This window comes from Pleurocapsa minor HA4230-MV1 (assembly GCA_019359095.1).
Classification (GTDB): domain Bacteria; phylum Cyanobacteriota; class Cyanobacteriia; order Cyanobacteriales; family Xenococcaceae; genus Waterburya; species Waterburya minor.
Genome location: JAHHHZ010000022.1, coordinates 104925 through 124932 on the forward strand (window position 1 = coordinate 104925; position 20008 = coordinate 124932).

A 20008-nucleotide genomic window follows, 5' to 3' on the forward strand; every position below is an offset into this window, starting at 1 on the left:
GATTCATTTTTAGCTATAAGCTATAAGCTTTAAGCCATAAGCTTTTTATATTTTCTGGCTAATATTCTATAAGTTCCACGGACAGTAAATGATGACCAATCAAACTAAAACTAAACAAGTAGTAATCAATTCACCACTGGATATGCACCTGCATTTTCGAGAAGGTGGAATGGCGCAGACAGTTATTCCGCTTACTTCCTATGCTTTTGCAGGAGGGGTAATTATGCCGAATTTAGTGCCAGTGGTGGATAATTTAGAGCGCCTAACAGGATATCTTCAAGAGATTAAGACTAACCTTGGTCAAGATGTATTTGAGCCATACATGACGGTATTTTTTAAAAACTATACTTATCAAGAGCTAGAAAAGTTAAAGCCACATATTTTAGGAGTCAAGCTTTATCCTGCGGGAGTAACTACCAATAGTGAGGATGGGGTTGCTACCTTAAATCAAGCCGAGGCTACGATTAAGCATCTTGAAGAGCTAGAAATTCCTTTATTGGTACATGGAGAAACTCATGGCTTTGTGATGGATCGAGAAAAGCTGTTCTTACCAATTTTTGAAGATCTAGCGCAGAAATTTCCTCAGCTAAAGATCATCATGGAGCATATTACGACAGCCGAGGCGGTATCCCTATTAGATAAACATGAGAATATCTACGCCACTGTAACCTTGCACCATCTAATTATTACTCTAGATGACCTGGCGGGGGGTTTACTTAGACCACATTTATTCTGTAAACCGATCGCTAAACGTCCTGAAGATCGTGCAGCTTTACTTGATGCTGCTCTTAAAGCTCATCCTAAACTGATGTTTGGTAGCGACTCTGCACCTCATCCCCTCAATCAAAAAGAGGCTTGTGGTTGTGCTGCGGGGATCTTTACCGCACCGATCGCCTTACAGGCTTTAGTAGAGTTATTTGAGCGACATCAGGCGATCGCTAATTTGCAAGCTTTTGTTTCTGATAATGCTCAACGTATCTATGGCATCCAACCACCACCAAAATCCGTAACTTTAGTTGCCACCCCATTCAAAGTGCCTTCAATGTATGGTACTGTTACACCCATGTTTGCTAACCAAGAAATATCTTGGTCAATTACTCAAGTCAGTTAATTGCAGTTTACAACTGTTTTTAATGTAAAAAACGCATTTAAAATCAGCTTCGATTTAATTTTGGTAAGTTTTGATACCAATAGTCGAAAAAATCAATGTCAGCATAACTCCAGTCTTAGAATATATTGCAATATTGCAGCATGAATAACCACGCATCACTCGTAATCGCCTCAATTTTTGGTTTGGTCGCAGGAATGAGCCATGTTATGGTCTCCCAGTCCCAAAACCTACCTTTTTCTTTGTCAGAGCAGGTGATCGAATCAATTAATGGCAGTAATAGCAGTAATTTTAATCAAACTTTCAATTAAACGCTAAAACATTACCAAAAGATGAAAAGTAGCCATTATTACATTCTCCCATAAATAATAAAGGCGATCGCAAAATATAAATGCGATCGCCTGACTGAATAAATTATAAGTAAATGATTGAAAGTTGCTCTAAATAAAAACTAAATTATCTTTAATTTAGTAAGTGGTTAAATCTAAAAAGTATTTTAAAGTTCGTAGCAAAATAAACCCATCTGAGGTAGTTCAAAACACCATTGATCGGAAGTTAAAACCAACTGTTTTTTTGCTTTACTGTCCTTATTTGTTTTCTTGGCTGCCTGTGCAGGTAAGATATTAAGACTAAAAATAGTTAGAGCAAATAAAAGATAAGATAGTTGATTTTTCATGATGTTTAGTAGCTAGTAACTGTGGTTTATTAAAGTTTTTTTTATCTAAAGCCAGTATAAAATTGACGTTATAAATAACCAGTGACTATTGTCACTCTTTAAAACCCTACTTAGTCACTTAAACAATTGATTAATCGATTAAATTATTAGATCACAGACTATTTAATTAGCAAATAAACCGTTAGCGATCGACATTAATATAAATTAGCGACATACTCTCCATAGCCGTTATAGGGCAATGTTTCCTTAATTTCCCAAGACAACCCAGGCCCAGTGCTGATAAACTTCTCTGTTGCCTGTGACCAACGGGGATGGGGTACATCAGGATTGACGTTAGCCTCAAACTTATATTCGTTGGGATCGAGAGTATTCCAATAAGTTGCAGGTTGTTGCGCTAAAAACTCAATTTTAACAATCGACTTTGCTCCTTTAAAACCATATTTCCAGGGTGTTACCATCCGTAATGGTGCGCCATGTTGTTTGGGTAAATCGTGACCAAAAATACCTGTGGCAAAGAAAGCTAAATCATTAGCCATTTCTTCAATTCGTAATCCTTCCGTATATGGCCAAGGTAATGAGCCTACATGAAAACCAGGCCCTTTAGTAATTTTAGGATCGTAGAATGAGGTAAAACTAACAAACTTTGCTTTAGCAGTGGGTTCGACATCTGCTAATAATGCCTTCATGGGAAACCCAATCCAAGGCAACACCATCGACCAAGCTTCAACACAACGAAAACGATAGACCCTTTCTTCTTGAGGAAATTTCCGTTTTAAATCATCCAAGTCATAGGTACGAGGATTATTAACCAACCCCGCAATCTCTACTTTCCAGTTTTCTGTAGGTAGCTTTTGAGCGTCAAGCCAAATCTTCTTAGTACCACCAAATTCATAGAAATTATTATATTGCGCAGCGACCTTTTCTTCGACAATCGGTCGATCTACCTGCTGAAAATTAGCATTTTTCGTAACCGAGTCAATTTTTGGCAAATCAATACTTTTTTCCAACTCGATCGCGGAGGCAGATTTACCAATTCCAGCACCACCTTGACATCCAGCCAGGGGTAGTAAGCTTGCACCAATTCCAGCACCAATCAGAGTTTTAATAAAGCTGCGACGATTGTAATAAAGCCTGGGAGAAGTAATCTGATTTTCGGATATTGCCCACGATTCAGGGATACGAATCAAAGTCATTAGAGATTGATAAAATATTTTTGATAGAAGTAACTAGCTTTACTAAAATTGTAAACAAATATGATGCCGATCTTTTTTAAAACTTTTTTTAAAGTTCAAAACCTTCAAATGTTCTAAATGTCAGTTATCAGTAATTACTTTAATATCCTGGTAAATCCCAGTCTTGAGGGTTGAATTCAAGCATCGATCCAAGTATCTGATCGGCTGCTTTAAACAACTGAGGATCAAAAACAACATCAGGAATTACCACCACAGACATCCCTGCTGCGATCGCTGATTGCATTCCCGCAACCGAGTCTTCAAACACTAAACACTGTTCGGGATTAGCTTTTAGTCTTTTGGCTGCGAGCAAAAATATATCTGGTGCAGGTTTTCCTTGTTTAATCTGTGGATCATCACCCAAAGTTTTAATTGTTAATAGCTTCAGCCAATGGTGATGATTAATAGTTTTCATCTCAAAATGATGGCGAGAAGAACTAGAAGCGATCGCTTGAGGGATACGATGAGCTGCTAAATGTTGAATCAGTTCCACTGTTCCAGGTAAAACCTGCGCAGTGCCATATAAAGGATAAAGCAGTTGATTACGTTCTATTAAATACTCCCCAGCAGTCAGAGGTAGCTCTAGCAGCTCAACTAAAATCCTCGCTGAATCTAGGGTTGGTCTTCCAGCGATCGCCATTTTTGCTTGCTGATTAAAAGTCTTGCCATAGCGCTTTGCAACTTCTCTATTGACTTGTTCATACAATGATTCTGTATTTAACAGCAATCCATCTAGATCATAAATAACGTGAGTAATAGACTTAAACATAAACTTTGATTGGTCAATTTAAATTTTAGTTAAGTTTTAGTTAAATAATAAGGCGAGCGTGTCTTTGATATGCTGATAAATAGTCTTTGAATTGGAGATATTTAAAATAGTGAGCGATCGATCTACTGGAAGAATGTTACTCTCGCATAATTTCAATTTACGCAACAATGAACTTCCTGCATTAAACAGAGAAGAGTTTGCCCAAATATTCATTGATGGACTGCAAGGCACAGAAAACATTAAGTGTAGCTCGATTGATAATCCCCACTGGGTAGTAGAAATAATATTTTCTACGGATAAATTTGAGCCAAAAGAGATTGGTCAAATCTGTGGTGATATTTTGACGAATCAAAGAAAAAGTCAACAGCCTGATTCTAAAGCTATTATCGACACTTTAATCCTCGGTGGCAGAAAAACTACTCCTGCTACCAGTATGTCTCCTAATTCATTGCAAATAGGTGAATGGGGGGTGGATGTTGTCGAAACGATTCAAGCCGATGTTTTTCTAGCAGAAATAGCTTGGTCAGAAATGATCGCTTCTAAACCTAGTGATGGTATCTTCAAAATTGAATTTCTCCAAGATTAGCCTCTTTGTCTTCTCAGTTTATAAAATATACAAATGAACACCACCGTATTTGAACAGTTTTTTACTGACTGTATTGGTAATTGGCAGTCCGATCGGACTTATCATTATCTAACTCATCAAGAAATCGAGCGATCGCAAACTACTTTTGAAGTGCAGCCTCTAACCAGCGAACAAAAAGCTAAGGTACTAGCTGATAATGCTTACGAAAAGCTAAATAATTTAGAGACTTTGCCAGGGTTCAACTTGGGTTTTTATACAATTTCGGAAAAAGGGGAAGAAAAAAAACAAAATCTTAATCTGATGTTTGTCCCTAAGTCTGAAACAAATATGTTGCTAGAAGGAGATTATTTACGCGATCGCGCTTACGAAGAAGATCGCCCAATTGTTTCCCATTTTAGCTTTGATCCTCAAACCAGAGAATTACTGATGACCACCAACTATACCCGCGTGGTTTCCGTTGATTCTATTACGCTGACCAACCCGAAGTTACGTATTCGACGGATTCTTAACTATGCCAAGCCTGATGCGGGACAACCACTCAAAAACGTCCTTTTGGCTGGCTTTGGCGTAGAACAAAAGATTTTTAACTAGCTTAAGCCTTGAATTTGTTAAATACTACTCTTATTGCTTAACAATTGTTTATCTAATTCTCATTAAGTTTTACAAAACTTGATAGGATCGGTTCTAACCGCATTGTATAAATAGACTGTAAACCAGATGCCGATTCAGGTAATTGAATTAGGCTAAGGTTTGCACATGTTAGGTGTAATGGCAGATCAATTTATACTTTGTCTTTAAGACTTAAGATTTAGCTCAAACACCTGTTGAAAACTGCGCCGTATTATACAGCGCTTTAATATGATGGTGTTAGAACCCTTAAGTTAAGGACTCTATCCCAAAATATTTGTAATTAAATAAATTGGCATACAACGACTTGAGTACCTGTTAAGTAACAAAATATTAAAGATTAAGTTGTTTAATATTTTCCTACTTTGCTTTTGCTAAGTCAGCCAGAAAAAGTTTATTTCCCATTTTCAGGGAATAAAGCTATGACAAGCATTGAACAAGCAATAGATTAATATATCTGAGCTTAGATGTACTTGTCGAGTTTGTGTATCTACATAAAACTCATCCTCAAGCGTTTGGATCGAGCTATTACTGCCAACATTTAATCGATTCTGGCTGACTCAGGCGAATACATTCACTGTGTAAAAAAAATAATTTCTAAATCAAGGAGATTTATTAAATGACATTTGGACCAGCATCTGAATTAGGTGTAGGCTTATTTGAAGATACCGCTCCTATTGAATACGTACCTGGCCGTTCAGAAGAAGAAGTAGAGAGCATTATTCGTGCTGTCTACAGACAGGTACTGGGCAACGCTTACATTATGGAAAGCGAAAGAGCAATTGTTCCTGAGTCTCAGTTTAGACTAGGAAAACTAAGCGTCAGAGAATTTGTTAGAGAAATCGGCAAGTCTGATGCTTACGTTTCTCGTTTCTTTGAAACTTGCCCTCGCTACCGCTTCATCGAACTTAACTTCAAGCATTTCCTTGGTCGTGCGCCTAATGGTTATGACGAAATGAAAGCTCATAGCGCCATCCTCGATGAAGGTGGTTGGGAAGCAGAAATCGATTCTTATCTTGATAGTGACGAATATCAAGAAGCCTACGGCGAAAACTTTGTTCCTTTTTATCGGGGATATAAGAGTCGTCCTGGTCAAACTATGGTGGAGTTCACTCATATGTTTGCTTTGGCGCGTGGCGCTTCTTCCAGCGACTTCAAAGGTAGTTTATCAGGCAAAACTCCTCTTTTAAACAAAAATATAATTCAAGGTACTCCCCTGGCGGTAATTCCTCCTTCTGGTGGTGCTGCTGGCGATGGTTGGTCTTTCCAAGAACCTGCTTTGGGTGCGCGCACTCGTCAGGGTTCTGGTGCAGGAGAAAATGGCAAAGTATACCGAATTGAAGTAACTGGTTATGCTTCTGGCGCTGTTAACCGCGTATCTAAGTTCCGTCGCAGTAACAAAGTATATCTAGTACCTTATGAGCAGCTCTCCCAAGAATACCAACGTATTCATAAGCAGGGTGGCAAAATAGCTAGTATTACCCCTGTAAACTAGTTTTAAGGTTATTAATCATCATTCCCCTTAAAGACTAAAACTGTCAAAGTTACTAGTTTTAGTTTTCTAAGGGTGAATCATTTGACAAATCAATATTAATTAAGTAGGAAAAATTAGTCATGGTTGCTGTAATAGATGCGCCCGTTGAAGTTCGAGACAATAGTTCCGCTGATGACAAAGCGATCGCAATTCGCGCAGTATATAAACAAGTGCTGGGTAATCCTCATGTGATGGAAAGTGAGCGCCTGGTAAGTGCTGAATCACAGTTTTGTAATGGCAGCATCAGCCTGAGAGAATTTGTTCGCGCTGTCGCAAAATCTGACTTTTATCGCACTCGTTATTTTGAAACCTGTGCGCCTTATCGTTTTGTCGAGCTGAATTTCAAGCACCTGTTGGGACGTGCGCCCGCAGATCAGGCAGAACTTTCAGAACACATTCAACGCTGCATTAACGAAGGTTATGATGCGGAAATCGATTCTTACATTGATAGTGTGGAATATTGCGAGAAATTTGGCGAAAACATTGTTCCTTTTTACACTGGCGCTACCAGCACAATCGGTCAAAAGCAGGTCAACTATAACCGTACTCTTTCCCTGCTTCAAGGGATAGCGGGAGTCGATAGCGCCAAGAAAAATTCTCGTTTAGTAGACAGCGTAGCTACCAATAGTCCTACTCCTGCTAAGAGTCCGAGGGCTAATGCACGGATGTCTCCTTCCCCAGATGCTACTACAAAAAAATTCAGAATCGTCGTTAGAGGAGCTAAATTTGATAGTCCTCGCCGTGTTAGTAACACTGAATATATCGTACCAGGCGATCGCATGACTCCCCAGATTCAGCGCATTAACCGTACTGGTGCCAAAATCGTCAGCATTACTGAAATTTAACCATCTTTTGATCATTGAGATAATTTAATATTCAGGAGCAACAATATGTCATTTTGGGTAACGGATTTAGATCCAGTTGAACTAAGAGAACGTCAACCAAACCAAGATTTTGAGATTATCATTCGTCAAGCTTATAAACAAGTATTGGGCAATGCCTATTTATTAGAAGGCGAAACTTTAGAAACAGCCGAGTCTCTATTTAGAAATGGCGATCTTACTGTACGTGGTTTTGTCAGAGCGATCGGTCAATCTGAGCTTTATCGTTCTTTATTTTTTGAAACCTGTTCACAGTATCGTTTTATTGAAATGAACTGTAAGCACTTCCTAGGTCGTGCGCCTTTAGATCAGGCAGAAATTTCTCAGCATGTACAAATTTATAACAATCTGGGTTACGAAGCAGAAATTGATTCTTACATCGATAGCGATGAATACTTAAACGCTTACGGCGAGAACACTATTCCTTGCCCCCGTACAGAGACTAATCAGCGGAGTATCTTAAACGTTGGTTTTAATCGTACTTATGCTCTATATAATGGCTATGCCAGTAGCGATAACATTACCAATAAAGCGACGTTAATCTCTGATTTAGCTGCCAATAAGCCTACTCCAATTATCTTTCATAAAAATGCTTCTAGTGGTACTCCTGGTAGCAACAACAAACGCTTCCGCATCAAGGCGACTAAAGCTAGTATTGGTTCGCTTAACCGCCTTAGTAACCAAACCTATGAGGTTAATTACGAGCAGTTAAACGCCAAAATCAAAAACTTACACCGCACTGGAGCAAAAATTCTCAGTATTAATGAAGTTTAGGATAGTTAGCCACTATTAGTCCATTACAGTGAAAATATGGGGGAAACGCTCAATTTTCCCCAAAAAATAGGAGGAAATTTAAGCTATGTCAGGAATGATTACTACTGGAGATACTAATATTAGTACTTATGGCAATCGCACGATCGCTATAGAGGTCACTGGTGTTTGTCGTCAAGACGTAATGCGCACTAGTAACTATACAGTGAAAGTGCCTTATAGTCGTATGTCTCAGACTATTCAAAGTATTAATCGCCTGGGGGGGAAAGTAGCAGGTATTTCTTTAGGCAATACTGAAATTGAAGCTGCTACGCCCGCGCCAACTGAGGCAGAACCAAAACCTCAAGAAGATACTCAAAGACGTTCTGGCGGGAGAAAAAACCGCAACCGCAAGTAATTTTAACTTGAGATTATAATTACTTGATTTTCTAGCAGCATCCTTGATTGTTGCTAGGAATTGGTTAAACTGGACGACAATAGTTACCTTAAAATAAAAATCAATTAAAACTTTCTTTTTTTAGCTAAATACTTCCAGAGTAGAAAATCCATGAACATTGATGAGTTTGTCGAACGTTCTTTGGGAAAATGGCGATCGCAGCGCAGCGCTCACCATTTAGCATTTCACCACTTTGAAGAAGTTACTTCCCAAATTGAAATTCTTCCTCTAGAAAACGACGACGAAAAAGTGATTGCTTTATGCAAAGCAAACCAAATAGATCCGCATCTTGTTACTAGTCCTTTTTACATGACTTGGGAAGGAGAATCTGACTGGGATGAAGACGAGGTATTGGCGGGATCGACGGTTTTAGTTCCTGTCCCAGATCTCGAAAACCCTAGTCAGGGGAGACTTTTAAGAGAACAAGGGTATGCCGAAACAGTTGCAGCGATCGGGCAATATCAATTAATTGAAGATGGTTCTTTCGTGCTACATACTCAGTATGAAAGAGCAACTGCTGAAGAGAAAATTTGGTTTGCTACGCCAAACTTGCGATTTCGGGTATCTTTGATTAAAACAGGAGATGGCAAAGGAGTTACGACAGCTTCTTTTTCTTCTGAGATTCGTTCTCTGAATTTGGCTGAACAATCCAACAGTGACTAATGGGTAATAGGTAATGGGTAATGGGTAATAGGTAATAGAGTTTCAGCGGAATTAAACTGCTTGCCACAAAGTTATTTTTGAGCATCGGATTTAGTCTAAGATCTTTGATTTTTTTTGAATAATTTATTGCTGTAAAAATTTTATAAACACAAGATAATGTTGACTAGAGAAAATCATTCAGCACAAGACAATAACTTGCTTCATGAGCTTGCGCGTCTCATGTCGGGAGATTTTTCTAATCGTCAACAGTCTGATGCCGATCCCAAGAATTATGCTCATATTCGCATTTTTTTTCGTCCCCTTCCCTGGGACTTTTTTTCGGGAATTGGCTTTTATTCAGAGCAAGTTTACGATTACAATCTTTGGACTCCCTATCGTCAAGGAATTCATCGCCTCATAGATCGAGGAGATGATATTTATATTGAAAACTATAGTCTTCAAGACGCGGAAAATTATGCAGGTTCGGGTCATAATCGCGATATTCTGCTGACTATCCCTAATGATTGTATTGAACGTCGTCATAACTGTTCGATGGTGTTCTGGAAAGAAGGGGAAATGTTTCGCGGTAGTGTTGAGCCAGGAAATAAATGTCTGATTCATCGCAAAGGTGTAAATACTTATCTGGTTAGTAGCGTTGAGCTAACTGAAACAACCTGGATTAGTTGGGATCGAGGTATGGATCTAGAAAGTCACGAGCAGATTTGGGGTTCGGCAGCAGGGCCATTAAAGTTCACCAAGAAAGAAAGCTTTGCTCATGAACTACCTTGGATTGCTGAAGATAAAAGCTAAATAGTTAATTTGTTAAAGTCTTGCTTGGCTATTCAAATTATTGATTAACTGATCAAAATAAATATAAATAAATCAAGAAAAATGATTATTACATCGGAGCTAACGGTAAGAAGTATGCTGCCACCAGTAGCTCGCAAAAAAATGCAAGCTTGGATTAGAAGTCGTCATTTAATTTGTTCGGGTAACTTTTTTATACTTGAAACTCTTGAGTATTCAACCATTGAGAGATTTGAAGAGTGCGTCCAGGGATTAGGTGGAACTTTTATTGCGGTTGAACCTATTCGTAAAGTTTGGATTGGAAATCATCGTCAGGTAATTTTGTATCAGGCTAGAGCTAGTTTACATACTCCTCATCACGAATTAAAACAGTATTGGATTAAATATGGCGGCTTTTATACCAGGTTTGACGAAAAATCTTGTTAATAACGCTAGCAAACACTAAAGTCTAAGTAAGAAGAGTAAGTTTTGCATTTTGTAATCTCTTCTGGTTTTTTTGACGAAAATTTAAGTAATAATAATCAATCAATTTCGATGGTTGTGCTTTACAATACAAGTAGCTTCAGCATCTCACTAATTATTATTAATACTGCAAAAGCAATACAATAAGTTCAACAATTACACAGTCCGATAAAATAAACTTAAGTATTGACCTATATATAGCTTCACTACTAGATGAATTTTAGTTAGGTTTCAAATTAAATAGCTGAAATTAGACCTCAAAGAGCAAAATAAGTATGCCACGTAAAAAAACTAAGTCAACAAAATCTACTAATAGACCTCTTAAAACAGTCAGTTTTCTCGAAAAGTCTCAAGTAGGAATTTCTCTAACTTCCCAGGCGGTGGAAAACCTCAATGAAATTGTCGAATCCACTGGTCTATCAAAATCAGGGGTTATTGAAGGCTTGGTTACAGGAAATTTAGCGATCGCCAGTCAGATAGCAAAAAAAACGATTTCCATCGAATCAAATAGTAATAATGATTCGGAAAATATCACTACTAAAATTCAGGTAGTAGATGGTGCTGTAACACGGGAAATTCAGCCAGAAACAGGAAAATCATCAGAGGGTGAAGAAGGTCAATCTACGGCGCTGATTGAATTAAAAGAAAAGATTAAAGAACACAAGGCAAACTATCAAGCATTGAAAAAATATGCTCAAGAGCAAGAAGCCTTGGTTAAAAAACTGATCAAGCAGGTAGAATCACAAACCGCTCTCGAATCAAACGAAGAACAGCAGAAAATTGAGCAATTAGAAGCGCAGTTTAATCAGGAGTTAGATCGACTTAAGCAACAGCTAGCGGATCGAGAAGCAGGACAAAAAACTACAGCAGAAAGTTTGGCAACTAGCGAAGCTAAAATTCAAGAGCTTGAACGACAGTTATCTACACAGCAAGAGAGCGACAACACACTACAGCTTCAATTAGCAGAAAAAGAGTCAGCATTAACTAAGCTACAAAATCAGTTAGATGAAAAACAAGCTGAAATAGATAGTGTTAATCAAGTTCAAAGTCAATTAGCAGAGAAAGAATCAGCGCTAGCTCAATTACAACAACAGTTAGAAGAAAAACAAGCCGAGATTGAGAGTGCCAACAGCGATCGCTCGTCAGTTCAAAATCAACTAGCAGAGAAAGAATCAGCCTTAGCTCAATTACAACAACAGTTAGAAGAAAAACAAGCCGAGATTGAGAGTGCCAACAGCGATCGCTCTTCAGTTCAAAGTCAATTAGCAGAGAAAGAATCGGCGCTAACTCAGTTACAACAACAGTTAGAACAAAAACAAGCCGAGATTGAGAGTTTAATAGGCGATCGCTCTTCAGTCCAAAGTCAACTAGCAGAAAAAGAATCAGCCTTAGCTCAATTACAACAACAGTTAGAAGAAAAACAAGCCGAGATTGAGAGTGCCAACAGCGATCGCTCTTCAGTTCAAAGTCAATTAGCAGAGAAAGAATCGGCGCTAACTCAGTTACAACAACAGTTAGAACAAAAGCAAGCCGAGATTGAGAGTTTAATAGGCGATCGCTCGTCAGTCCAAAATCAATTAGCAGAGAAAGAATCAGCGCTAACTCAATTACAACAACAGTTAGAAGAAAAACAAGCTGAGGTAGATAGTGTTAATCGCGATCGCTCCTCAGTTCAAAATCAACTAGCAGAAAAAGAATCGGCGTTAGCTCAATTACAACAACAGTTAGAAGAAAAGCAAGCCGAGATTGAGAGTGCCAACAGCGATCGCTCCTCAGTTCAACAGCAACTTTCTCAGGCATCTGATAGCAGTAAAAATCTGCAAATTCAATTAACTGATGCTCAACAACAGTTAGGAACATTTAGGGAGCAAATCCAACAGCAGCAAGGAGAATTAGATCGTCTTCGTGCCGAGAATCAAGGTAGTCAAAAACAACTCAATGATAAGCAAGGGCAAATTGTTAACTTAGAGCAGCAAATTAACCAGCAAAAGGTTCAGATTGAAGAACAAAATAGAGTTGCTCAAGACTTACAGCATAAAGTTACACAGCAAGAGCAGCAGGTAAAAGAATTGTCGCAGCAGATTGAATCTACAGAACAGGCAATTAACCAAACAAAAGAGCAACTTCAGCGCGAGATAGGGCAAAAAGAACAGCAGCTTGCTAATTTGAGACAAGAGACAACTAAACGTAGCGAATTAGAAATAGAAATAAGCGATCGCATCAAACTAGTTGAACAGCTAAACCGACAACTAGAAGAACAGGAGAAAAACAATGGCTTATTAGATTTAAAAGGTAATGAACAACAGGAATTGATTGAAAGTCTGCGATCGCAATTAACAGAACAATCATCCTTAGCAGAGAAAATCAGCACCTCTAGTACTTACAAAACTTGGGCAATAATTCTCTTAGGAATTTTATTAACTCTAGCTTCGGTAATTTCCGCCCAGTCTTATTTACATTAGATTTGACTAAAAAACAAACATATTCACTACTTAAATCCTCTAACTTTAGGTAGAAGTTAAACTTTTGACTTTTGACTTTTGACTTTTGACTTTTGACTTTTGACTTTTGACTTTTGACTTTTGACTTTTGAATTACTATTCATTGCTCATTGTCAAATGATAGCGATATAAAGCAACTGGGCGATCGCCTGCTGCGAAGTAATCGGGATCTTGAGGTGAAAGATAAATTGCCGTCATCTGTTCGGCGCTAATCTTGCCAGCATCTAATAACTGATAGCTAGAGGTGGTTTCTACCTCGTTAAGGTAAAGTCTTTCAGGGGATCTAAATAGCTGCTGAGTAACTTCTGTGGCGATAAATTCGCGCTCTGTGGGAATTTCTCGACCTCTACCTGTTATTTTAGAGATTAGCTTACGTTCGCCTTTTAAAAAAGTTATTTGCTGATTGGGGTTATCGGGGTCAATTTTTACTTTATAGACATTCTCATCTCCTAAATAAGCTTCAGCAATTTTGGTACCGTTAAACGTCCGATCTGCAACTACTAAAGGTGACACTGATTTAAACGCTGATAGAAATCCTTTGCGGAGAGTGTCATATTCTGTGCCAAATCTAACTTGAAAAGCGATCGCGCGATCGAGGTATTGCTGATTATCGTTAAATCCTGGCGTGACAATATCTGGCGCGAGGGGGGCAATTTGTTCAGTCAAGGTACTAGTCACATTCCAAGTTCCCGCCATCCACTCAGGATATTCTAAGTCTCCTTTGGCAAGCTTGACTGAGGGTTTATGCGTCCATTGTGGGAATTGCTCAACGCGATCTGATAAAGAAGCAGCAACAGCAGTTGAATTAAAACTAAATAAAATTAGGCACATCAACATCATCTGGCTTAAATACTGTGTGATCTTGAAGAAGCGATCTTTAAAAGTAGTATTGTCCCTCATTAAACATGGCTCGATATATTATTAGCATCATTATCCCAGTTCTTAACGAAGCTACGATTATCAAAAAAACTTTGTCGCAATTGACGCAGCATTCAGAGATCGAAATTATTGTCGTTGATGGTGGAAGTCAAGATGATACAGTAGCGATCGCTAAATCTAGTGCAAAAGTCATAACTATGATCGGCAAAGGTAGAGCGGGACAAATGAACGCAGGAGCGAATGTAGCTCAATCAGATATTCTCTTGTTTCTTCATGCAGATACTCAACTACCAGCCAACTTTATCGAGCTAGTAAGCAAAACTTTAAACCAAAATCAGATCATTGCAGGCGCGTTTGAACTAGCCATTGATGCTTCGGGTATACCTTTGCGTGGGATTGAAATACTAGTCAAAGTGCGATCGCGTCTATTATCTCTTCCTTATGGCGATCAGGCACTTTTTATCTCCAAACAAGCCTTTATCAAGGCTGGCGGATTTGCTGATTTACCGATTATGGAAGACTTTGAATTTATTCAACGAGTTGGGAAGTTGGGACGAATTGCGATCGCTCCTGCTGCGGTGATAACTTCTGGAAGACGCTGGCAAAAGTTAGGAGTTTGGCAAACCACCTTAATCAACCAACTGATGATTGCAGGTTACTATCTGGGTATTTCTCCCGCCAAGCTAAGTAAGTTTTATCGTAGTAGAGGAAAACGTAAGTGATTCATTTTCCCCTCTCGTTCTTATCTACCCCAATCAGAAACGTTTAATTTCTAACACACAACTTCCAATTTAGATTCACATTCTTCCTTAGTTTGAAAATACCAATAAAGATTAGCCACAGAAAGATCAGAGGCAATTGCAATATTCTTGGTTAATATATTATGTCCAGAGGCAGCAGCGCGGTTACTGACATAAATCTCATGTTGTTTTCTTAAATCAGGCGATACTTTGAACTTAAGTTGATCGACTAAAGAAAGATAATGAGATTTTTCTTGTAAATCTTCATATTGTGTTAATTCAATTGGTTTTTCAATTATTATTAATTCTCCCTCGCTGTCTTCAAGGTTGACAGTATTAGCTTGAGGAAGTGCTAAAAGTTCTAATTCTGAGGCTGGTAAAGCATTAATATATTCAGCTTGATGTTGCCAAGTATTTAAAATTAATAAATCGCGATCACAAATACAAGCTATTTCAGGAAAGAGAAAATCAAGCTGATCTTGGGAATCACAACTTTCGATTACTTGAAGGCATTCTTGACGAATTTTGTCCTGAAGATAAATAAGGCGATCGCTTACAGCAACCAATTCATTTTGTAATTGATAAGTTAATATAATTGCCTGTTCTATTGCCCAAGCACACTCTAACCTTCTAATTTTTCCAGCAGCAGATGTTTCTAATAGTAAATCAGGATTATTATAATTTGCCACAGCTTCCCCCAATGTCTGTCTAGCGTTAGCAAGCTCAATTTTTCTACTGCTAGTATCTTGAAATTTCATTGCAGTTTGAATTAATTTTGTTGCTTCAATAAATCTTCCATGAGCTTTGATTAACTCTAAACGGTGTTGTTGAAATTTAATATTTTCAGCTACACAATCAATATGTTCCATTATCTCTATTCCATGATCTTTTAAAGCAGCTTTAAGATCGAGAAAACCATCTTTAACTTCTAATTTTAATTGTTTAACTTCATTTTTTAATTTCATGGTTTGCCATAGATTCACTGCTGTTAAACCTACTCCTAATGCTGTACCAACACCGATGACTGCGGTACTGGCTTGCAAAACTCCTAAAGTAGATTGAATAGCTTTAAATCCCTGATGGGTTTGATACATCTGCATCCCATTTAATATAGGCGATACAGGAGACATTAAAGGATTAATACTCATACCTACTGCATGACTAACAAATCTACCCGTTACCGCATCTCTCGCCATACCAATCGGTACACCAGTAGAAGTTAATACTTGAGCATATTTGCCCGCAGCCATACCAGCTTGAATTGCAGAAGGAAAACTAAATATCATTTTAAATCTTTTTTATTTTTTTGTTATTCTCTCTCCAGACTAATCTTAGTAATTTGCTTTAAACAACCGTAGTTCTTCGTATTTTAGATAAATATTCGATAAATGTTTTTTTTGAAAGCATTAGTATAAATTTTATTTAGTTACTGGGAATAATAATTATAAATAATAAAATTGACTAACTATAGAATGGATATTAATAATCGTACTGCTCAAGATAAGCTTGTTCATATTCTTGAAGTAATAACTGGATTGAGCTTGTGTGAAGAAAATGTTATTCCGTCTGTGAGTTTGATCACAGCTTTAGGTATAGCTTTAGTGAAAATTAACTCTGTATCAAAATCAAACGAAAAACAATATTTGCAAGAACATTTATACAATTTTAGTAATATTTTTAGCCTGACTAGACAATTGACGGATTTAATAATTGAATATATTCACGAGTCTGAAATAGAAACAATAAATAACAAGTTTACAGTTATCGAACAATATTTAACTAAGTCACAAAAGTTTTTATTAATTACGTATATTCATAGCGTATCTACAATCAATAACCAAAAAAATATTAAAGATATTGCAGAATTACTCAAAATACAAAATACCTATTTACAGACTATAGAAAGTATATTTTTTGAAAAAAACAATTGCAATTTAGAAGCCTCAAAGGTAGTAAAAGAATTACTTAATCCAGTAAATTTTGAATATTTAGACATTGCAGTGTCTAATGTAGCTAAAGATATGTTGGCTGTTTTAGAAAATACTCCTGAACAGCAAAAAGAGATAGAAACTACCGCAACATCTTATGAATATCTACGACAATATCAGCAATCATGTAAACAGCTAAACAACTATTGCTATGAGCTTCATCAAATTATGGATGAATATCATGAAAATAATTTAATTCCTGATACATTTCTTACACAAATCAGTGCCATATCCCATCAATTACAATCCCCAAGTTTTCGGGTTGCAGTCGTCGGAGAGTTTAGCCAAGGTAAATCGACTCTATTAAATGCCTTACTAAAAGAGGAAATACAACCCGTAAGAGCAATTCCCTGTAGCGGTACGGTAACAATATTAAAATATGGTCAACAAAAACGAGTAATCTGTCGCTATAAAGACGGTAGAGAAGAAGAAATTCCTTTAGAGCAATACCATGAAAAAGCAGCTATCTCTGAAGCCGCAGCATTAGATGGAGTTAGTGACGAATTAACTACATCGCAAATAAAAGAAATTGTTTTTGAACATCCTAATTTAGAATTATGTCGTCATGGAGTTGAAATAGTTGATTCTCCTGGTTTAAATGAACATCCCGAAAGAAGTGCAATTACGGAACAATTAATTAAGGATACCGATGCAGTAATCTTTTTAACTAATGCTTCTCGTTTATTAACTCAGGGAGAAAGGGAATTAATTAGCGAGTTAAAAACAAAACTTAACGATGGAGATAATAGTAAAGCTGCTGGTAATTTATTTATCGTTGTGAATTTTATGGATTTGCTGCGCCAAGAAACAGATAGAGCAAGTGTTAAAGAAAGAATAGAAAGATTTGCTTATAACAATAATCCAATCATCACAGGTGACAATCGAATTCATTTTATTTCTGCTCAAGCTGCTTTAGATGCCATAAAAGAAGGTTATGAAGATAAATATCTCAACTCATTTAACAGTTTAACTGAATCTATCGAGACTTTTCTAACTAGTGAAATAGGCTCAATCAAACTAAACCAGAATGTTAATAAAGTAAAAGATCTAATCCTATCATTCCAAGAGCAACAACAAGAAGATAAACAAGATGTTTTAGAACAAATAGGGGTTGTAAGCTCTTGGGATGTAGAGCTATATCAATACGTAATATACTTAAAAGAAGAAGCTATTAATGAAACAATTGATTCATGGAATGAGTGGGTGGAAGAATTAGCCGATAGAATTTATCAAGAAAGCGAAACATGGACATCTACTCACGAAGATCAAACGAAAATACTAAAATTCTTTTCTGAAAAATTTCATAATGCTTTAATAAATGAATTAAACAATTGGCTAAAACATATAATACAAAAATCAATTTTAAAAAGTAAGCTTGAATTAATAGATTCAGAAATAGAGTCAATCATAGAAGCCTTAGAGGATTTATTTGAGAATTTTGATAATCAAGTAGGAGTGAATATTAAACATCAGCTTGAATCATTCATTTCTCAACAACAAATTAGTTTAAATATAAATATTAGTAATATTGATGATAATAATGGTAATGGAGTGGGTTTTGGTTTGGGATTAAGTGGGGCAGGTTTAGTTGGTTTAGGTTTATTAGCTTTTACAGGAATTGGATTAATCCCAATTACATTAACTGCTTTAGGTAGTGGTTTTGGCTTAGGAGCATTATTTGGTGAAAGTAAACAGGATAAAATCAAGCGAATTATCTTGGAAAAAGGTTTTGAACAATTTTATGAATCTCAACAAGAAACCTTCGATAAAATATCAGAGGAAATAACTTTAGTTTTTGAAAACAAAATAAAACTATCTAGTCAAATAATTAAGGAAGCAATTTTGATTCTAGAAAATTTAATTGAAAGACAAGATAATTTATCTCAAAATCAACAAAAAATTAGTAATATCTCCTCTAAAATTAATGCTTTAATGGTACAAAGTAAATAATAAACATATTTCTTAAACAATTAAGATATTCTAAATTAAGAGTTAATTTGTTAGAAGTACAAAAATGGAAATGTAAAAGAGCGCGATCGCATCTTTTGAGACTCTTATTCGACTAAAGATTATTATCCCCAAGTTAAAGAAATCTGTTTAAATATGTACTTAAATGGTCTAGGGTTGTGGGCTAGTTAAAAACTATTAGCATGATTACAAACCTAGTATTAACTTCAAATCAATGTGGACAGAGATTGCTCAAGCTATTAGTCGAGAAACAGAACAAGAATTTGCGATCGCCAATACTAAATCTGTCAGTGGTGGCTGTATTAACCAAGGTTATCGAGTCAGCAGTAAAGATAGAACCTATTTTGTTAAGTTAAACGATGTGTCTAAAGTGGAGATGTTTGCAGCAGAAGCTTTGGGTTTAAAGCAAATGTATGCTACTAAGACAATTACTGTGCCACAACCAGTTTGCTGGGGAACAGCAGCTAATTCTAGCTATCTTGTACTGCAATGGCTAGATTTAGGAAGTGGCAGCAATCAAAGCTGGGCAGAAATGGGACGACAGTTAGCAGCGATGCACCGAGTAGGAACGAGTCAAGACTTTGGCTGGGAACTAAATAATACGATTGGCTCAACACCTCAGATTAATACCTGGATGGATAATTGGGCAGATTTTTTTGCCGAACAGCGGATTGGGTATCAATTAAAGCTGGCTAAACGTCGTGGGGGTAATTTTCCTGAGTCGAATCGCGTAGTCGATCTAGTTAGAAATAAACTTGCCGAGTGGCAGCCTCCAGTTTCCTTAGTTCATGGCGATCTTTGGTCAGGTAATGCAGCAATTAGTAGCGATGGCGCACCGATAATTTTAGATCCTGCAACTTATTATGGCGATCGCGAAACGGATCTGGCAATGACGGAACTATTTGGTGGCTTTCCAACTGCTTTTTACCAAGGTTATAACGAAGCTTGGCAATTAGACAGTGGCTATGGGCAAAGAAAAAGTATTTATAATCTATATCACGTTCTAAACCACTTCAATTTGTTTGGCGGTGGATATGCTAATCAGGCTCAAACAATCATTCAACGATTAATTCCCTAAGACATCAAATAAAAGCGATCGCGAACTAACCCATAGTACAGTGACAGGAAACTATAACCATGTTTACAGACCAATTACAGCAGGTAAAGAACCAGATCACAGTTTTAGTTTTGAAATAGAAAAAAAAATACCCGATCTGGCAATAGAAGTAGTTTTTAGTAGCGGTAGTGTTCGAGATTTGTCAAAGTATAAATATTTAGGAGTTAGTGAAGTTTGGTTCTGGCAAAACGAAGAGATAAAATTTTATCAGTTAGTCGATTCACAATACGTAGAAATTGAAATCAGCTCTCAATACTTCTCGTTTAAGCTTTGTTATTGATTAG

The 20008-nt window shown here is 37.0% G+C and carries 21 protein-coding genes and 1 pseudogene; 17 read left to right on the plus strand and 5 right to left on the minus strand.

Annotated features, from left to right (window positions below):
• The first annotated feature begins 91 nt into the window (after window positions 1-91).
• Both pyrC and KME09_14270 read left to right on the plus strand, forming a co-directional pair.
• Window positions 92-1111: a dihydroorotase gene (pyrC, locus tag KME09_14265; GenBank protein MBW4535097.1), complete on the plus strand. Its 1020-nt coding sequence runs from the start codon at window positions 92-94 to the stop codon at window positions 1109-1111.
• A 140-nt stretch (window positions 1112-1251) separates the two neighbouring features.
• Window positions 1252-1419 (plus strand): hypothetical protein, encoded by a 168-nt coding sequence (locus tag KME09_14270; protein MBW4535098.1) that lies wholly within the window; start codon window positions 1252-1254, stop codon window positions 1417-1419.
• Between the two features lie 185 nt (window positions 1420-1604).
• On the opposite strand, the gene KME09_14275 is transcribed toward KME09_14270, so the two are convergent.
• The 3 genes from KME09_14275 to KME09_14285 all read right to left on the minus strand — a co-directional run bounded on the left by KME09_14275 (window position 1605) and on the right by KME09_14285 (window position 3785).
• The gene (locus KME09_14275) at window positions 1605-1784 is read right to left on the minus strand and encodes a hypothetical protein (GenBank protein MBW4535099.1); all 180 of its coding nucleotides are present in this window, start codon (window positions 1782-1784) and stop codon (window positions 1605-1607) included.
• Window positions 1785-1978: 194 nt separating this feature from the next.
• Complete coding sequence (gene msrP, locus KME09_14280) at window positions 1979-2977, minus strand: protein-methionine-sulfoxide reductase catalytic subunit MsrP (GenBank protein ID MBW4535100.1); 999 nt, start codon at window positions 2975-2977, stop codon at window positions 1979-1981.
• Between the two features lie 139 nt (window positions 2978-3116).
• Window positions 3117-3785, minus strand: a complete 669-nt coding sequence (locus KME09_14285; protein ID MBW4535101.1) for an HAD-IA family hydrolase — start codon at window positions 3783-3785, stop codon at window positions 3117-3119.
• Window positions 3786-3918: 133 nt separating this feature from the next.
• Here KME09_14285 and KME09_14290 point away from each other — a divergent pair, with 133 nt between their 5' ends.
• The 10 genes from KME09_14290 to KME09_14335 all read left to right on the plus strand — a co-directional run bounded on the left by KME09_14290 (window position 3919) and on the right by KME09_14335 (window position 12993).
• Window positions 3919-4371 carry a DUF2656 domain-containing protein gene (locus tag KME09_14290; GenBank protein ID MBW4535102.1) on the plus strand — a complete coding sequence of 151 codons (453 nt, stop codon included), beginning with the start codon at window positions 3919-3921 and terminating at the stop codon, window positions 4369-4371.
• A gap of 33 nt (window positions 4372-4404) precedes the next feature.
• Window positions 4405-4962, plus strand: coding sequence for a phycobiliprotein lyase (locus tag KME09_14295; protein MBW4535103.1), 558 nt, complete (start codon window positions 4405-4407; stop codon window positions 4960-4962).
• 655 nt (window positions 4963-5617) lie between these two features.
• A complete protein-coding gene (locus tag KME09_14300; protein ID MBW4535104.1) occupies window positions 5618-6493 on the plus strand; it encodes a phycobilisome linker polypeptide in 876 nt (291 codons plus the stop codon).
• A 119-nt stretch (window positions 6494-6612) separates the two neighbouring features.
• On the plus strand, window positions 6613-7377 hold the full coding sequence (locus KME09_14305; protein ID MBW4535105.1) for a phycobilisome rod-core linker polypeptide: 765 nt from the start codon (window positions 6613-6615) through the stop codon (window positions 7375-7377).
• Window positions 7378-7422: 45 nt separating this feature from the next.
• Window positions 7423-8187 (plus strand): phycobilisome rod-core linker polypeptide, encoded by a 765-nt coding sequence (locus tag KME09_14310; protein MBW4535106.1) that lies wholly within the window; start codon window positions 7423-7425, stop codon window positions 8185-8187.
• A gap of 85 nt (window positions 8188-8272) precedes the next feature.
• On the plus strand, window positions 8273-8581 hold the full coding sequence (locus tag KME09_14315) for a hypothetical protein (protein MBW4535107.1): 309 nt from the start codon (window positions 8273-8275) through the stop codon (window positions 8579-8581).
• Window positions 8582-8731: 150 nt separating this feature from the next.
• Window positions 8732-9283, plus strand: coding sequence for a phycobiliprotein lyase (locus KME09_14320; protein MBW4535108.1), 552 nt, complete (start codon window positions 8732-8734; stop codon window positions 9281-9283).
• A gap of 156 nt (window positions 9284-9439) precedes the next feature.
• Window positions 9440-10072 (plus strand): chromophore lyase CpcT/CpeT, encoded by a 633-nt coding sequence (locus tag KME09_14325; GenBank protein ID MBW4535109.1) that lies wholly within the window; start codon window positions 9440-9442, stop codon window positions 10070-10072.
• Window positions 10073-10186: 114 nt separating this feature from the next.
• Window positions 10187-10495 carry a CpeR family transcriptional regulator gene (locus KME09_14330; protein MBW4535110.1) on the plus strand — a complete coding sequence of 103 codons (309 nt, stop codon included), beginning with the start codon at window positions 10187-10189 and terminating at the stop codon, window positions 10493-10495.
• A 311-nt stretch (window positions 10496-10806) separates the two neighbouring features.
• Window positions 10807-12993 carry a hypothetical protein gene (locus KME09_14335; protein ID MBW4535111.1) on the plus strand — a complete coding sequence of 729 codons (2187 nt, stop codon included), beginning with the start codon at window positions 10807-10809 and terminating at the stop codon, window positions 12991-12993.
• Between the two features lie 135 nt (window positions 12994-13128).
• Here the strand turns inward: KME09_14335 and KME09_14340 are convergent, their stop codons facing one another.
• The gene (locus KME09_14340; GenBank protein MBW4535112.1) at window positions 13129-13932 is read right to left on the minus strand and encodes a hypothetical protein; all 804 of its coding nucleotides are present in this window, start codon (window positions 13930-13932) and stop codon (window positions 13129-13131) included.
• 5 nt (window positions 13933-13937) lie between these two features.
• Between KME09_14340 and KME09_14345 the strand changes: the two genes are divergently transcribed.
• Window positions 13938-14633, plus strand: coding sequence for a TIGR04283 family arsenosugar biosynthesis glycosyltransferase (locus KME09_14345; protein MBW4535113.1), 696 nt, complete (start codon window positions 13938-13940; stop codon window positions 14631-14633).
• Window positions 14634-14683: 50 nt separating this feature from the next.
• On the opposite strand, the gene KME09_14350 is transcribed toward KME09_14345, so the two are convergent.
• Complete coding sequence (locus KME09_14350; GenBank protein MBW4535114.1) at window positions 14684-15937, minus strand: hypothetical protein; 1254 nt, start codon at window positions 15935-15937, stop codon at window positions 14684-14686.
• A 171-nt stretch (window positions 15938-16108) separates the two neighbouring features.
• Between KME09_14350 and KME09_14355 the strand changes: the two genes are divergently transcribed.
• The 4 genes and pseudogenes from KME09_14355 (at window position 16109) to KME09_14370 (ending at window position 20004) form a co-directional block, all read left to right on the plus strand.
• Window positions 16109-18589, plus strand: coding sequence for a dynamin family protein (locus tag KME09_14355; protein ID MBW4535115.1), 2481 nt, complete (start codon window positions 16109-16111; stop codon window positions 18587-18589).
• Window positions 18590-18664: 75 nt separating this feature from the next.
• Window positions 18665-18763: pseudogene (locus KME09_14360) on the plus strand (IS1 family transposase).
• Window positions 18764-18821: 58 nt separating this feature from the next.
• Complete coding sequence (locus KME09_14365; protein MBW4535116.1) at window positions 18822-19685, plus strand: fructosamine kinase family protein; 864 nt, start codon at window positions 18822-18824, stop codon at window positions 19683-19685.
• A gap of 40 nt (window positions 19686-19725) precedes the next feature.
• Window positions 19726-20004, plus strand: a complete 279-nt coding sequence (locus KME09_14370) for a Uma2 family endonuclease (protein ID MBW4535117.1) — start codon at window positions 19726-19728, stop codon at window positions 20002-20004.
• The last annotated feature ends 4 nt before the right edge of the window (window positions 20005-20008 follow it).

What these genes read in the sequence shown, in the direction of transcription:
- KME09_14365 (MBW4535116.1), top strand. Translation starts at nt 18,822, where the DNA reads ATGTGGACAGAGATTGCTCAAGCTATTAGTCGAGAAACAGAACAAGAA.
- KME09_14300 (MBW4535104.1), top strand. Translation starts at nt 5,618, where the DNA reads ATGACATTTGGACCAGCATCTGAATTAGGTGTAGGCTTATTTGAAGAT.
- KME09_14315 (MBW4535107.1), top strand. Translation starts at nt 8,273, where the DNA reads ATGTCAGGAATGATTACTACTGGAGATACTAATATTAGTACTTATGGC.
- KME09_14340 (MBW4535112.1), bottom strand. Translation starts at nt 13,932, where the DNA reads ATGAGGGACAATACTACTTTTAAAGATCGCTTCTTCAAGATCACACAG.
- KME09_14325 (MBW4535109.1), top strand. Translation starts at nt 9,440, where the DNA reads ATGTTGACTAGAGAAAATCATTCAGCACAAGACAATAACTTGCTTCAT.
- KME09_14305 (MBW4535105.1), top strand. Translation starts at nt 6,613, where the DNA reads ATGGTTGCTGTAATAGATGCGCCCGTTGAAGTTCGAGACAATAGTTCC.
- KME09_14295 (MBW4535103.1), top strand. Translation starts at nt 4,405, where the DNA reads ATGAACACCACCGTATTTGAACAGTTTTTTACTGACTGTATTGGTAAT.
- KME09_14345 (MBW4535113.1), top strand. Translation starts at nt 13,938, where the DNA reads ATGGCTCGATATATTATTAGCATCATTATCCCAGTTCTTAACGAAGCT.
- KME09_14285 (MBW4535101.1), bottom strand. Translation starts at nt 3,785, where the DNA reads ATGTTTAAGTCTATTACTCACGTTATTTATGATCTAGATGGATTGCTG.
- KME09_14310 (MBW4535106.1), top strand. Translation starts at nt 7,423, where the DNA reads ATGTCATTTTGGGTAACGGATTTAGATCCAGTTGAACTAAGAGAACGT.
- KME09_14290 (MBW4535102.1), top strand. Translation starts at nt 3,919, where the DNA reads ATGTTACTCTCGCATAATTTCAATTTACGCAACAATGAACTTCCTGCA.
- KME09_14335 (MBW4535111.1), top strand. Translation starts at nt 10,807, where the DNA reads ATGCCACGTAAAAAAACTAAGTCAACAAAATCTACTAATAGACCTCTT.
- msrP (MBW4535100.1), bottom strand. Translation starts at nt 2,977, where the DNA reads ATGACTTTGATTCGTATCCCTGAATCGTGGGCAATATCCGAAAATCAG.
- KME09_14270 (MBW4535098.1), top strand. Translation starts at nt 1,252, where the DNA reads ATGAATAACCACGCATCACTCGTAATCGCCTCAATTTTTGGTTTGGTC.
- pyrC (MBW4535097.1), top strand. Translation starts at nt 92, where the DNA reads ATGACCAATCAAACTAAAACTAAACAAGTAGTAATCAATTCACCACTG.
- KME09_14275 (MBW4535099.1), bottom strand. Translation starts at nt 1,784, where the DNA reads ATGAAAAATCAACTATCTTATCTTTTATTTGCTCTAACTATTTTTAGT.
- KME09_14330 (MBW4535110.1), top strand. Translation starts at nt 10,187, where the DNA reads ATGCTGCCACCAGTAGCTCGCAAAAAAATGCAAGCTTGGATTAGAAGT.
- KME09_14350 (MBW4535114.1), bottom strand. Translation starts at nt 15,937, where the DNA reads ATGATATTTAGTTTTCCTTCTGCAATTCAAGCTGGTATGGCTGCGGGC.
- KME09_14320 (MBW4535108.1), top strand. Translation starts at nt 8,732, where the DNA reads ATGAACATTGATGAGTTTGTCGAACGTTCTTTGGGAAAATGGCGATCG.